General features: G+C 37.7%; 1 protein-coding gene. It reads left to right on the top strand.

Annotation, left to right across the window (positions count from 1 at the left end):
- Positions 1-31 precede the first annotated feature (31 nt).
- Complete coding sequence (locus BHE19_RS05460; protein WP_070906254.1) at positions 32-17,512, top strand: T9SS type B sorting domain-containing protein; 17,481 nt, start codon at positions 32-34, stop codon at positions 17,510-17,512.
- Positions 17,513-17,535 lie beyond the last annotated feature (23 nt).

A 17,535-nucleotide genomic window follows, 5' to 3' on the forward strand; every position in this document is an offset into this window, starting at 1 on the left:
TAAAAGAGAAGGCAAAAACAAAATGAAGATTATGAAAAAACCTACTAACCTAAGATTGATTTTATTAGCTTTGATTTTTTTTCAAAGTTACGTTGTAATTTCTCAGAATCTTAAGTCATTTACTCCGAGATTTGACAAGAGGCTAAAAGGAGACATGTTGCTTATTGGTAATAATATTCTAAATAGAAATACCAATAACAGGGATCCGGAAGATGCCTATAATGGTTCCGGATACAATTCTGATTTCAGTATGGAATATATTGATATCGATAATGACAACAGTACTTTCAGTTCGAGTAGTGCGACTTTAACTGTACCAAAACCGGCTTGTTATAAAATTGTTTATGCAGGTTTGTATTGGGGAGCGATCCTACAGCAAAATGATCGTACAGGCATTGAAAAAGTAAAGCTTAAACTACCAACAGGTGGTTATAATGATATTACAGGTCAGATCGTGTATGATGCTAATGCAGCCCCAATTGGTGGTGACAATAACAAAGCATATGCATGTTATGCAGATATTACTTCTTTAGTGACCGGACAGGCTAATGCACAAGGTTTGTATACCGTTGCAAATGTTAAGTCTAGTGAGGGTTCTAATGGAGGAACAGGTTTATCAGCAGGTTGGTCTATTTTTATCGTTTATGAAGACCCAACTTTGCCAGCCAAATATATTACATCATTTGACGGTTTTAGCGGAATTGGAGGGGCAACTACTTTAGATATTCCTGTTTCAGGGTTCAAGACCATTCCTAAAGGTCCGGTTCGTGTAAAATTCGCTTTTGCTGCTTTAGAGGGGGATCAGCCAATTGCAGGGGATTATCTGCAAATTAACGGAATTCCAATTAGTGCTACAAATGCTGCAAATACAGCTATCAGAGCTTCAAATAACTTCTTTAATAGTAGTGTAACTTACGTTGATCCGGCTACAGATAAAACAGAAGATTTCTTAAATCGAAACCCTGCCAGTACTAACACCTTAGGGTATGATGCGGGTATTTTAAATATTAATAACCCCGGTACCCTTTTGAAACCGGGAGGTATTGTTATTGATAATAATGAGACTTCGGCAAATATTAGATTAGGAAGTACTCAGGACGTTTACTTTTATTATTTTAATGCATTTGCGGTAGATATTATTGAGCCTCATATTGTACTGACGAAAATTGTTAAAAATTCGGCAGGAACGGATATTGGAGGCCAGAATGTAGTATTGGGGCAACAATTAAATTATGAAATTGGTATTAGAAACTCAGGTAATGATGATGCTAAATCTTTAACCATTAGAGATCAGCTGCCAATTAATATTATATTTAATTACCCTGCAGATTTAAACCCGTTGCCAACTGGAGTAACGGTGCAAAGTTATGATCCTGCAACCAGAAGCATTGTTTTTAAAGTAGACGAATCTATTGTTAAAGCCAATACTCTAACAGAAAAAGTGATCAGCTTTAAAGTTAAAGTTGTTCCGGATTGTAATTCCTTGAGTGAAGCATGTTCTAATAGTATCGATAACTCTGCATATGCCACTTACAAAGGAACTTTAAATCCTGATTTCCAAATTTCAGATGATCCGAGTGTCAATACCAATACAGGATGTATATTAACTCCAAAAGCGACTAACTTTTTAGTAGGTGTTGATGGTTGTAAGTATACAGCAAACGTTACTTTATGTAAAGACACTGTAGATTTAGTTGCAGCAAACGGATATACAAGTTATACCTGGTATAGTGACGAAGCCCGTACAAAACAAATCGGAACAGGACAGACACTTACTGTTAAAGATCCGGGAACTTATTATGTATACAATTTGGCTGCGGCACCTTGTAGATCAATTTATCAGGCTATTACAGTAACCAGATTTGGTGCTACAAATACAAACCCTGTAATTCCTTATGCAAAAGCTCCGTATAAAGGAGAGGTCTTAATTTGTCCAAATAATGGAAAAGAGTTACCTAATCTTTTCTTATGTGGTGCAAATGATTCGAGACTAATTGAAACGCATATCTCAGATGGTTCTACTCTTGTTTGGGAAAAACTAGATGAAGCAAGTTGTACAGCGCCAAGTAGTCCAAATTGTGCTAACGAAGGAACTTCTTGTTCGTGGACTCAGGTTGCAACGGGACCAAATTATTTGGCTAAAATTGCCGGACAATATCGATTAACATTAAACTATGCCGGTGGTTGTTTTAACCGTTTTTATTTTAATGTTTTCACCAATTCATTAAGTCCTACAGAGAAACATACGGACATTATTTGTGGTAAACCAGGTACGATTACAGTAGGAGGTGTTCCTGCCGGATATGAGTACAGTATTAATGGTACAACTTATCAGGCTAGTAATGTATTTAATGTTACGACTGCGGGCTTCTATACAGTATATATAAGACTGGCAGGTGTAACAGGTAACACGTGTATTTTTACAGTTCCGAATATTCAAATCAGACAAAGGAATTTTAACGTAGTACAAGAGGTAACACAGCCATTGTGTTATGGTGAAAAAGGTAAAATTAAAGTAGCTGTAAACGATGCTAATGCACAATATTATTATAAACTTTATAATAATGGAACTTTATTATCGAATGTTGGACCGGTGCCGGATTCTGAATATACTTTTGATAATTTAAATACAGACCAGAATTATGTCGTAGAAGTTACAACAGATGATGGTTGTAAAGATACTAAGTACATATATGTTGGTAAGGTTTGGAATGAGTATAAAGCGACAGTTGCTTTAGTAGAACCTCTTACTGCATGTAGTGATGGAAAAATCAGAATCACAACAGAAGGAGGTAATTCACCTTACAACTATTTTATAAACAGCGATACTGTTTTTCAAACCAGTAATGAGTTTGTGGTAACAGCTCCGGGACTTTATACCATTAAAATTGTAGATAAAAACAACTGTACCATAGTAAGAACAATTACAGTTCCTGATAATGCAAAACCTGCTTATACTATTGATCATACCAATAGTAATTGTTATGATGGAAGCTCTAAGATAGAAGTAAAACTTACTGCCGGAGCAAACGGGTACACAATGGGGTATAGTATTAATGGTGGTGTAACTTTTCAATCTAATCCTGTTTTTTCTAATTTACAGCCGGGAACTTATGACGTAGTTGTAAGATACGGTATAGGAACGCCAATCAAGTATTGTACAGATCCTGTACAAAAGATAACAATTACAGGACCAACTTCTGCTATTTCGGCTTCTGCCGGAGTTGCGGCTTTGGCCGGATGTACACTACCTGACGGTAGCGGTGCAAACCAGGGAGGAAAACTGCGTATCAATAACGTTCAGGGTGGAACTCCTGCTTATCAATTTAGTTTTGATGGTGGTCTTACATGGCAGGCATCAAATGAAAAAGACGTGTTGCCGGGTAATTTTATTCTACAGGTTAAAGACGCTTTAGGCTGTATATTCGAAATTCCTTATCAGGTTACTTTAGATCCTAAACCTGCCGATCCAACGATCACAGTGGCTGATCCTGTTTTTGGCTGTAATGGTATGGCATCAACTACGGTTACGGTTACAAATCCGTCAAACAATTATACGTACGAGTATTATATTAACGGAACGCCTAACACGCCAATTACAAATAATGTCTTTACAAATGTTCCTTCAGGAACACATACTATAAAAGTTAAATACAAAGTTACTACGGTACCTACTTACAGTAACTTATTAACAGAGGATTTTGGCAGAGGACCAGATACAACGACTCCGGGTATTCACCCTAATTATTGTTGGGAAAAGCAAGATGCTGTAGAAGATTGCGGTATTGGAGGTTATATGCCAATTTTGCTTAATGATGGGGAATATGTTGTGACTCAGGCTCTGTTGCCACAGCACGTAGCAGGTTTTAACTGGAATTTGCCTAAAGATAATACAGCGGTTATTAACAATACACCACAAATAAAAGACGGAAGATTTTTAGCCGTTAATGTTGGAGGTGTGGTACCAATAGGTGGTGTTTTGTATAAAAAAACCATCAATGACGTTATTCCAAATCAGGACATACAGGTATCACTTTATATGCTTAACTTATTAAGTAAAAATAATAATTTACCTTCTCCAAGATTAACCATACAACTTCAGAAAAACGGAGTTCTTATACCAGGAGCATCAAAGGATACACAAAGTATTCCTAGAGATGAGAAATGGCATAATACAACTGATCTTGGAAGCGGCCAGGTATTAACTTTAAATCCTGGAAATAATACTTCTCTTGATTTTGTTATCTTATCATACAGCCAGGTTATTTCTGGTAATGATTTAGCGGTTGATGATATTTGGGTACGTCAGATTCCGGAGGTTTGTGGAGCCGAGAAAGATTTCCCAATTGTTATTGGAACAGATAAAGCCTTTAAAGCTTCAATCGTAGGTCATAAAGATGTAACCTGTAATGGTGCTAATAATGGAGAAATTACCTTATCTGCACAAAATTTTGATGCCACTTATGGTTTTGATTACTCTTTAGATAATGGTGCAACATGGGTAAATTCTAAAACTTCACCGGTTACAGTTAAAAACTTGACGAGTAAAACGTATAATATTTTAATTCGTTATGACAATAAAGCCGGAACTTGTAGTTTCCCATTCGATCAGCCAGTAGGTACTCCTGCTGCATTAACAATTACGGCAAGTGTTACAAAAACAGCTACTTGTACTACAGGAGCAACTATTACAGCAGTTGCAGGAGGTGGAACACCAGCATATCAATATGAATTAAGAGCAGCAAATGGTATTACGGTAATAACTGCATTCCAGAATTCTGGCGTATTTGCAAATGTTCCTACCGGTACCTATACAGTTGTAACACGTGATGCATATACATGTTCTTCAAGCGCATCTGCACAGGTTAATGTTGTTGCACCAACAATGCCAACAGCATCTTTAGCTGCTACTAGTGATTATTGCGTTACCGGGACTAAAGGAGCAACTCTTGTTGTTACGGCTACAGGTACAGGAGCTCTAACGTATAGTTTAAATGGTGCACCTGCACAAACCAGCAATACATTTACAAATGTTGGAGCAGGAACACATACGATTACAGTTACTGACAGTAATAATTGTCCGGTTACCATAAACGGAATTGTAATTGCTCCTGAGTTAAAAGCAGCAGCCTCTATTACAAAAACATTGGATTGTACAACTCCAAATGCAACAATTAAAGTTGACATTACAGATGGAGTTGCAGCCTATACTTATAAAGTTAAAAAAGACGCAGGTGCTTACGGTGCCAGTGTAAATGTTACAGGTAATACGTTTAATTATCCTGCACCAACAGCCGGACTTTATACTTTTGAAATTACAGATTCTAAAGGATGTAAAGCCTATATAGATGCTACAATAAGTCCTATTACAAATCCAACAGTTACTGCTAATCCAACACAAATTACTTGTAATGGTCTTAAAAATGGTAGTGTACAGTTAGTTGGAGCAGGAGGTTCAGGCGGATATGAGTACAATTTTAATAATTTAGGTTGGTCAACAACTTCATTATATTCCGGTTTAGATCCAAATATTAGCTATTCTTATCAAGTAAGAGACAGTAAAGGATGTACTTCTGCTGTTGGAAATATTACCTTAACGCAGCCAACTGCCGTGTCTGGAACTATTGGAGCTACTATTATTAAATGTGGTACACCAAGTACTGTACCAGCGGTAGTTACTGTTACTGGTTCTGGAGGAACGGGTGCTTATACTTACAGTTTCAACGGAACGGCAAACTTTACAACAACGAATACTTACTCAACAACAGCTGCCGGAACAGTTACGGCATATGTTAGAGATGCAAATAACTGTCAGTTTGGACCATTGTCAATTACAATTGGCGCTTTAGAACCAATTACAGATATCACTATTGTTGATAGTGGATATGATTGTTCTACAGTTCCGGCTGGTGGACGTGTAACTTTGACAGCGGTAAAAACTGGAAGTACAGCAAATGTTACCTATCAGATTATTTCTGGTCCTGCCGGATTTAACCCTGCGACAAATACAACCGGAAACTTTACATCACTGACTCCGGGAGATTATATCTTCCAGGCAACTGATACGGCTACTAATTGTTCATTCACAAAAGGACATACTATTAAAGCAACGTCAGATATTGTTACAGGTGGTTCAGTACTTACAAATATTCAGTGTTTTGGTTCTACCGGAACTATTGAATTTACAGTAAACGGTGTTAAGGCAAACGGATATGATTATGTTATTAAGAACGCTGCCAATACAATCATTCAGCAAGCAACTGGTGTAAGTGCGGCTACAACTACTGTTGCAGTTCCTACTGCTCAGCCTGTAGGGGCATATACTATTACTGCAACAGACAGATTAACAAAATGTCAGTCTTCTTATACAGTAACTTTAACGCAGTCAGCTGCAGCTGTTGATGTGACTGCTGTAGCCACTACAGTAAATTGTAACAAATTTACAGCTGAGATTACAGCAACCGGAGCAGGAGGGACACCAAATTATACTTATGCAGTAGCAAGACAAAGTGCTCCGGTTCCTACGGTTTATGCTTCAAATAATGTTCTAACAGTTGATACGGTTAACGGAACGGTATTAAACTGGGTTGTTTATATCAAAGATGCGAACGGTTGTTTGGATAACGTTCCTGTAAAAATTGATGTTGACGCTAAACCGGTTATTACCAGTGTGGTGGTTGACAATCAATGTCAGACAGGATCCGTTTCAAGTTTTACAATTACAGCTACTGCTACAGGATTAGTGCCTTTAACATATAGTATTGATGGAACTAATTTCCAGACTAGCAATACTTTTACAGTAAGTGCAGGATCTTATACCGTAACGGTAAAAGATAAAAATGGTTGTACAACAGCTGCTGCAGTTCCTGTAGTAGTTTATCCTAAAGTTGGTGCCTTAGCAGAGGTTACTAAAGAATTAGATTGTAGTGCAACTCCAAATGCAACGATTAAAGTTGATATTAGCGGAGGAAAAACTCCATATACATATACTGTAGCGAAAGGTTCAGGAACTCCTGGCGGAGTTATTAATGTTACCGGAACATCGTTTACAATTTCTGTTGCTTCTGCTAATGCTGATAAATATACATTTGCAATTACAGATGCAAACGGATGTACTACTGCAACATCTGCTACCGTAGCTCCTATTGCACCTCCTACAGTAACTGCTGTAAAAGTTGATGCTTCATGTAACGGTTCTGCAACAGGTACTGTTCAATTAACAGGTGCTAATGGTTCAGGTGGATATACCTATAGTAAAGACAATGTTACTTTTGCAGCGGCTTCATTATTTGAAAATCTGTTAGCAGGTAACTACACTTTCTATGTAAAAGACAGTAAAGGATGTACAGGAAGTGTTAATGTTACAATAGGTGAACCTATAAAATTAACAGCAAGTGCTACTGCTACTAACTTTACTTGTAGTGTTACTAATACAAAACAATCTGCTACTGTAACCATTACAGCAGCAGACGGTACAGCTCCTTATACGTACAGTTTTAACGGAAGTGGATATACTGCTGCAAATACGTTAACAGTAAACGATAACGGATCAGATCAAATCATTAGCTATTCTGTTAAAGATGCTAAAGGATGTACCACTGCGGTTCAGCAAATTACCATTAAGAAATTGGATCCTCCTGTTATTGTTTCAATATCAGGTAGTGCAATTCTATGCTCGCCATCTACAAGTACTACCAGTACTGTAACTGTTACAACATCAAATGGAGTAGGAGCTTTAGCTTATGTTATCACAGCACCGGCTTCTGCAACTTCAAACGTAACAGGTGCTACGACGGGAGTATTTACAGGATTAGTGGCAGACACTTATACTTTTAAAGTAACAGATGCAAACGGATGTTTTGCTATTCAATCTTATACAGTACTTCCATTAACTCCAATTGCAGTTGCTGAATCAAAATTAAGCGATGTTTTATGTAAAGGAGGAAATACCGGTTCTGCAAAATTCAGTATTTCCGGATTTAGTGCTACAGGAAATTATGCAGTAGTAATAACATCTACTCCTGCAGGATTGCCATATACAAATGTAACAACAGGAGATGTGATTACCTTAAACGGATTAGTTGCGGGTACTTACAACCTTGAAGTAACAGATAATACAACAAATTGTAAGGCAAACAAATCAATAACGATTACAGAGCCAGTAAATCCATTAGGAGGAACGCTTACAATTGTAAATGCTAATTGTAATGTTCCAAATGCACAGGTAACAGTTAATGCTACTGGTGGAACGCCAACATATTCTTATGCATTTGTACACAATAATGTGGCTCCTGTATCGACAGATTATAAATCAAGTAACACAGCTAATCTTGATCCTGCTATCTCAGATTGGGATGTTTGGGTAAAAGATGCAAATGGTTGTGTGATTAAATTAGACGCAGCAATTATTAAAGATGCAGTTCCGGATGTTACGGCTTCGGTTACTAACCAATGTACCTCTACAGGAACTTCATTTAGTATCAAAGCTGTAGGAACAGGAGGTATTGCTCCTTTAACCTACTCTATTAGCAGTGGTGTTGCACCATCTCCTGCAGATACTTTTACAGTAACGTCACCGGGTACTTATGTGATTACGGTAAAAGATGCAAATAACTGTACAGATACGGTTACAGTGACAGTAAATTCTGTTTTAACAGCCAGTGCAGTTTTAGTGAAAGACATTACTTGTGCTGCTCCTGTTAATGCAACAATTACAGTTAATGCCGGAGGAGGTTTAGCGCCTTACACTTATTTAGTTTCTACGGATGGTGTGACTTTTGGAACATCTCCTGATTTGATTGGAAATACATTTACAACAAATACTGCCGGAGATTATTATTTCCAGGTAACAGATGCTAGTGGATGTACAAAAATAACCAACAAAGTTGTAGTGACATCACCACAAACAGTAACAGGAACTGCTGCAAAAGTTGATCCTACCTGTAACGGTTATACAGATGGTTCTGTAACATTGACAGCTACAGCCGGAGTTTCTCCATTTACGTACAGTATTGATGGAGGTACTACTTTTGTAACTACAAAAGTTTTTGGAGGATTAGCTTCCGGAACGTATACTTATGTAGTAAAAGATGCTAAAGGATGTACTTCAGTACCTGCAACAATTACTTTGGTTAATCCAGCTCCAATTGTTGTTAACATCGTACGTAATGCTATTTTATGTAATTTAAATACGCCTGGTAGTTTTGATGTTAATGTAACATCAGGAGGAACAGCTCCGTATGTATATACATTATACGATAATGCTTTTACACAAATTGCAACCTACACAGAAACATCTACAGTAAATCCAACACCTGTTTATAAATTTGCAGGATTGAATTTTGGAGATTATTATATTACTGTTGTTGATGCAAATGGTTGTGAATACAGAAGTGGTAAATTGAGAATTGAAACACCTCCTTACTTAAAGATGAGTGCTGTTGCAGATTCAAATAATTGTGCTACAGGTGTGAATGTTACCGTAACTACTTCAGGTGGTACGCCGGATTATAAATACTCTATTTTTGGACAACCTTTAACAGAAAGCCCTGCACAAACGAGTCCAACTTATACCTTTTTAGGTTTAAAACATGGAACGACTTACTTTTTACAAGTAAAAGATATTAATGATTGTATTTCTATTTTAGAATTTACAACGCCTCCACCACCATCAAGTATAAAAGTTACAGGAACAACTGTAACAGATGTTACTTGTAATGGAACTTCAACAGGAATATTGACGTTTACTGTTAGGGATTTTGATCCATCAATTACTACAGTAAATTATGAAGTATTAAATGCTTTAACCTTGTTACCGGTTTCACCGGCAATTAATAGCACATTAACTGGTCCATTAGGCGGCCCGGTTTCTGGAACTATTTCAACATTGAAAGCAGGAAATTATGTTCTGAGAGTTACTGAGGCAGGAGGAACACTTTGTTCTACTACATTTAGTTTTACAGTATCACAACCGGTTCAACCGCTTAAAACAACAATTACAAAAAATGTGAATGCTACTTGTAATGTTGGTGCACAAGTTACACTAACCACTATTGGTGGTACGGGACCTTATGAGTACGCAGCGGGTGCTCCTGGATTTACGCCAACAACTTTTGGAACTAGTAATGTTTTGGTTTTAGATTATACTACAAGACAAAATTGGGATATTGTTGTACGAGATGCAAAAGGATGTATAGATAGAGTTAATACAACAATAGGCTTGGATCCTAGTCCGGTTATTGCATTATCAGTTGTAAATAAATGTGTGGCTGAAGGAGCCTATGTGGTTAGAGTTTCTCTTACTACAGCAGGAATTTCGCCTTACGAAATTAGTGTAAACGGTGGCGTATATGAACCTGTTACTATTACAACAGTTGTACCATATGACGTAACGGGTCTTAATTCAGGATTAAATACAATTAAAATTAAAGACGCAAACGGATGTGTTGATACTAAATCAATTACGATTGATAAACCACTAGGTGTAACACCAGTGATAACAGCATTGCCGACTTGTGCGAACAATGACGGAGTTATAACATTAACACCAATTGGTGGTGCAGGACCGTTTACTTATAGTATTGCGCCTCCTGTTGGAACTGTTGTTGGGAATGTTATTTCGGGAGTTCCTGCCGGAACTTACACGATAACAATTACAGATACAAATACACTATGTACTGCAACAGCTCCGGTTGAGCTTTCTGCACCAACACCAGTAGATTTTGATGCTGTAGTAACGAATGCTACTTGTAATGGCTCACGTAACGGAACTATTACCGTAAACTTAGCTGCCGGAAGCGATAACCCGGTTTATACTTATTCTATTTTGCCTGTTCCGGTAGGAATGGTACAAACAGATAATGTATTCTCAAATCTTCCTGCGGACACTTATACAATTACAGTGTTTTCAGGCAGAGGATGTTCAGCATCTAAACCGTTTACAGTAGGTCAGCCACTAACATTAGCGGCTACTGCAGCGGTTACAGATTACGCTTGTAATACAAGTAATGTTGCGCAGCCAGCTGTCGTAACTGTAAATGTTACAGCAGGTACAGGAACAGCACCTTACAAATACAATTTTGATGGTTCTGCTAACTATTTTGACGCTAATACCTTAACAGTATTAGACAATGGTGCAGTACAGACTATTCACTATTATGTAAAAGATGCTAACGGATGTTTATTTGATGATACAGTAACAGTTAATCCATACCAAAAAATTACAGATTTAACTTTTACGGGTGCTGCAATTACTTGTAATGCTCCTGCAACAAGTATTACAGTTACTGTAGCGGGTGGATATGCGATTACAAAATATGAAATCGTTTCACCAACTGCAAACGCAGTTGATAACGGAACGGTGAATGTTTTCAATGGTTTATTGCCAGGTACTTATGTTTTCAAAGTGACAGATGCTAATGGATGTTCATTCCAGAAATCATTAACAATTAAACCAGTAACCAATATTACCGTTTCTGGTCAATTAATAAAAGATGTAAGTTGTAACGAAGTAGCAGCAACACCTAATGGTTCTGTTGAGTTCACTGTAGGTAACTTTGCAGCAAATTATACGTATTCTATTAACGGAGTTGCGGTTGCGGGAACACATACCAATCCTAAAGTTACACTTACTAATTTAGCAGTAGGTAATTATAAAATTGATGTTGTTGACGTAGCTACAGGTTGCGTTGCAACAACAGATGTGGACGTTAATCAACCAGCAACACCATTACTATTAACACTAGTTTCTAATGTTAATGCGAATTGTAATTTTGGTGCAAAAGTAAGCGTTGTAGGTTCAGGTGGAACGCCTGGTTATACTTACGCTTATGCTGTGAGCCCAACGGCACCGGCAGCAGGAGCTTACAATACTAGTCCAAGCGCAGTTTTAGATCCATCTAAAGTTTGGATTGCTTATGTAAAAGATGCGAACGGATGTATTGCTCAGTTACCATTGACTATTGCGACAGATCCTCTACCATCAATTGACCCAATTACGGGTGTTTGTTACGATGGTTCTCCAGTAAATGTTACTTTGGTAGGTCATGGAGTTGGTCCATTAACATACAGTATTGGTAATGGATTTAAAACAAGCCCAGACTTTGTGCTTAACGCGCCTGGTACTTATACTTTCTACGTAAGAGATGCTAACAATTGTGATGCAGCTACTCCATACGTTTACCAATTGGATCAGAAATTATTATTAGATGCGGTACTTCAGGATTTAACCTGTGCGGCTCCTAATATGGCAACTGTTACATTAACAGCGACTCAGGGATCTACGGTGTATACAAACTATGATGTTTCATTTAATGGAGGTCCGTTTACACCAACGACATCTCCATACACAACGAATATTGCAGGAACTTATACTTTTAGAGTTACAGATAATAAAAACTGTCAGTCAGTTTCAAAACCTGTAGTGGTGAATCCTATCGTGATGCCTACTATAGCTACTTCGGAATTCAACGTAAGTTGTAACGGAGGAAACGACGGAAGCATTACAATTACTGCCGGTAGCGGACTTGCTCCTTACGAATATAGTATTGATGGTACAACATATCAGGCATCGAATATTTTCGGAACATTAGGTCAAGGTTCTTATACAGTATACGTAAGAGATGCTAAGAAATGTGTAGTGAGTAAAACAGTTTCTATTTCAGAGCCAACTATTTTGAATGCTACTGCTGCAGTTACTCCATTTGGATGTACTGTAACTAATACACCACAGGATGCTGTAGTAACTTTAACGGCTACTAATGGTACACCAGGATATAAATACAGTTTTGATAATGGTGTTACTTTTGGAGATGCTTCAACATTAAATGTAAGCACTATAACAGCTCCTAGAACAGTGTTCTATGTTGTAATTGATGCGAATGGATGTAGAGTTTCAGGAAACGTAACGGTAAATCCTTACACGCCTCCTACTGATATGAACATTACAGCAACACCAATTTATTGTAATACTATGGGAGGAGTTTCTACTGCTACAGTAAATTCAGTAACAGGTGGTGTAGGGCCTTACAAATACGAAATAGTTTCACCGGCAGCGGCTGTTACTAATAATACAACTGGTATTTTCCCTGGATTATTACCAAATACTTATCAAATTAAAGTTACGGATGCTAATGGTTGTAGTACAACAAAAGCTATCGTGATTAAAGAATCTGATAAAATTAAAGCTACTACTCAGTTATTAACGGATGTGTTATGTAATGGAGGAAGCACCGGTACGGCATCATTTGTTGTAAGCGGTTATATTACGCCTGCTGATTATATCTATTCATTGGCACCAGTTGCCGGAACAGCGACTAAAACAGGTGATGTTATAAGCTACACTGGTTTAGCTGCAGGTAAGTATACATTTACAGTAGTAGACAGAATTTCAGGATGTCAGGATCAGGTTGTTGACTTTGAGATTAAAGAGCCTTCAATTTTAGATTTTACATCTACTGCTACAAATACAAATTGTAACAATAAAACGGCTCAAATAACGATCACAGCAACCGGAGGTACTCCTGCTTATCGTTATGCTGCAGTTGTTTCATTGTCAGCGGCTCCAACGGTTTTTGGAACAAATAATGTTATTACTGTTGATACTAACAATGGTGCAAATAGAAATTGGGATATTTATGTACAAGACCTTAACGGATGTCCGGTAATGAAAACTCAAACTATTGTGGAAGATGCATTACCAACAACTCCGTCAGTGGCACCATTTAGCCAATGCCCGGATCCATTAAACGGAACGTATACCTTTACGATTACAGGAGTTACAGGTGTAGCACCAATTGAATATAGTATTGGTGGTGGATTCCAATCCAGCCCAACATTTACAGTAAGTACATCTGGTACTTATGATGTAACCGTAAAAGATGGAAATGGTTGTGAAGTAAAAACGACAGCAGTAGTTAATATTTTCCCAGCTTTGGCTTTAGATGTTAAGATCACAGCTTTACCAGACTGTAACACTAACAATGGAGCTATTACAGCTACAGCTTCTGGTGGTTCAACCCCAGCAAATTATAGCTATAGCCTAAACGGAAACTTTGGTCAGACATCAGGAATATTTACCAATATCGGTCCTGGAAACCATACAATTACTGTAACAGATGTGACTACAGGTTGTACCAGAACCGTTAAATTTGAAATTATACCTGCGACTCCAATTAAAGGATTTACTTTAGCACACACAGATGTTACTTGTAATACATTTACTAATGGAACGATCACTGCAACTATTGATGAAACAGGTGGAAATGACAACCCAATTTACTATTACAGTATTACAGCGGGACCAGTTCTTAGACCTAATCAAACTTCAAATGTGTTCACAGGATTACCAAAAGGTCAATATACAGTAACAGTTACATCTGGAAGAGGATGTAAAGATTTAGAAGATGTTGAAATTTTTGAACCAGCTCCAATTGTTGTTTCTAATGTTGTATTTACTCAGTTTGGTTGTACAGCAGGAACAAACACAAATACAAATGCGACAATTACAGTAAATACTGTAACTGGAGGATCTGGTAAGTATGTTTTATATCAATTCATGAAAAATGGGGTTGAAGTTCAAAATAGTACTTCAAATACTTATACTGTATTTGATCTTACAGGAGGAATTTATACTGTAAATGTTTTCGACGATAAAGGTTGTGTTGGATCATCGACATCGGTAATCGATATTAAGCCTTTTATTAGCCTGGACGATGTTACAGTAACAGTGGATAAAGACATTACTTGTGTAAATAATGAAGACATTACTGTTAAAGCTGGTGTAACGGGTGGTACACCGACACCGACTCAAATAGTTTACACTATTAAGGGAATAGGCGGAAGTACTTTTACTGATACTAACACGACAGGAGTGTTTACAGCATTACCAATTGGTAACTATTTAATTACAGTTGAGAATTCGTTAACTGGATGTAAAATTGAGAAAGCCCATTACGTAACTAATCCAAATACATTCGAGATTAAAGCTACTCCGGTAGTAGCTGAAATTTGTTTTGGAACTGCTGATGGAAGTGTGAACTTAACTTTTGTTGATAATCAAAAACTTCCAAGTGATGATGCAGGTATATTTGATTACACAATTACAGGTCCTGTAAATGTTCCATTAACTCGTTCAGCAAATGCTGGTCCGGTTTCGATTACAGGTCTTCGTGCAGGTCAGTATACGGTAAACGCTACTTTAGTAGGCAAACCATATTGTTCAGTTTCAACTATTTTCTCAATAGGACAGCCTACCGCTGCTTTAGTTGTAACAACAACAAAATCTGAAATCACTTGTGTGGCAGGTAATAATGATGGCGAAATTTCAGCTACCGCAACAGGTGGTTGGGATACGAATTACCAATATGAGTTAGTATTAAACGGAGCAGTTATTGCAAATAATACAGACGGTAATTTTACCGGACTATCTGCAGGTAATTACACAGTTAATGTTAAAGATGGTAAAGGATGTCAGGCATCAGCAACACAATCATTGAAGATTCCTGATCCAATTGTGGTTAGTGCAACAGCAACAGCTTCAGTATTACCATGTTTTGGAGACAGGTCTGGAATAATTACGGTAAACCCTCCAACAGGTGGTCAGGGAAGTAACTATATGTACACCTTGAATATGTTGTCAGAAAATCCGGTTGTTTCATCAGGTCCACAAAGTAACCCTGTTTTCACAGGCTTACCGGCAGGAACTTACAGTATCACAGTTACTGACGGATTTACATGTTCTGCAACATCAGCAAATGTTGTAATTACAGAACCAACAGAAGTAGTTCCAAGTTTAGTGCTGGCAACAACACAGACTTGTAATACACAATCAACACTTACGTTAAGTGCAACAGGAGGTTCTGGTCCATATACATACAGTACCGATCAGACTTTTACAACAACAACTGGTTCATTTGCAACTTCTGTTACCTTCGCGGTACCAGTGGGTAAATACCAATATTATGTAAAAGATGCTAAAGGTTGTGTGGCGAAAATTTCTAACGAAGTTAAAATCGATCCATTAGAGCCATTAGTAATAGAATTAGATGTGACCAATGCAGTAGTAAAATGTATGGGCGAAGCTACAGGAGTTATTGTAGCAAATGCAAAAGGTGGTTTAGGAAACTATATCTATACTTTAGAAAATACTGCAGGTGGTGTGGTTAGACCGGCACAACCTACTGGCAGATTCGAAGATCTTCCAATAGGAACGTATGTTGTAAAAGTAGCTAGTGGTGATTGTCCTGCGACATCAGGCGCTATCGAAATTAAACAACCTGCTACAGCTATTCAGGCTACATTTACACCAACCAATGTTTCTTGTTTTGGAGAAAGTAACGGTCAGATCGTAGTTGCTGCAACAGGTGGTACAGGAGTTATTAAATATGCAATATCACCGGATTTAGATCAGTTTGATGTTAAAAACACATTTGATAAACTTGCACCAGGTAAATATACAGTTATAGCTCAGGATGAAAATGGTTGTTATGTTATCGATGAGATCGAAATCACTCAGCCAAAACCTTTAATCGTTACAGAACTTCCAAACTCTATGATTCCGGAAGTTTGTAAAGGAGATAAAGATGGAGCATTCAGTATCGAAGTTAAAGGAGGTACTGCACCATATAGTGTAAGTCTTGACAATAAAAACGGAACGTATACACAAGGTACGGCAACTCAAACTATATTTGATTTTACTAATCTTTCAGGAGGAGTTCATACCGTTTACGTTAAGGATGCTCAGGGATGTGTGAATGAATTTGTAGAAAACATGCCTTTACCGGTTGTTCTTGATCCAACTACCGTAACCAATTATGATTGTGTGAACAACGCTCAAACAAATATGGTAACCGTTTCAGTAGATGAGAGCAATACAGATCTTACACAAATAGATTATTCACTTGATAGTGATGTAGGTCCTTGGCAGGCAGCAAATATCTTTACCAATATTGCTCCTGGAACGCACTACATTGTAGCAAGACATACGAATGGATGTAAAGTGCCAACGGCAAGTTTTGAAATAAGAGCTTATGAGAAGTTAACACTTGCTGAGTCAACAGGAAAACCTGAAATGAACATCATTTCGGTTACTGCAGCCGGTGGAGCACCTGCTTACGAGTACAGTTTCAACGGAGAGCCGTTTACTTCTTCTAACAAATACAAAATCTACAAAACAGGAGATTATGTAGTAGTAGTAAGAGACCAAAACGGATGTACAGCAACAATAACAGTTCATGCAGTTTATGTAGATGTGTGTCTTGACAATTACTTCACTCCAAACGGAGATGGTGTTTATGACACTTGGGGTCCTGGTTGTACAAACATTTACAACAACCTTGAATTCTCAATCTTCGACAGATACGGTCGTGTAATTGCCAAGTACCGTTACGGACAAAAATGGGACGGTAGATACAATGGTGCCGAATTACCATCAGGAGATTACTGGTATGTTCTTAAATTAAATGACGAGAAAGATGCACGTGAGTTTGTAGGACATTTCACTTTATACAGATAACAAAATAAGAGCCCCTAATGATG

This window comes from Flavobacterium tructae, assembly GCF_001853485.1.
GTDB lineage: Bacteria > Bacteroidota > Bacteroidia > Flavobacteriales > Flavobacteriaceae > Flavobacterium > Flavobacterium tructae.

Coding starts and splice junctions, on each gene's coding strand:
- BHE19_RS05460 (WP_070906254.1), top strand. CDS start 32: ATGAAAAAACCTACTAACCTAAGATTGATTTTATTAGCTTTGATTTTT.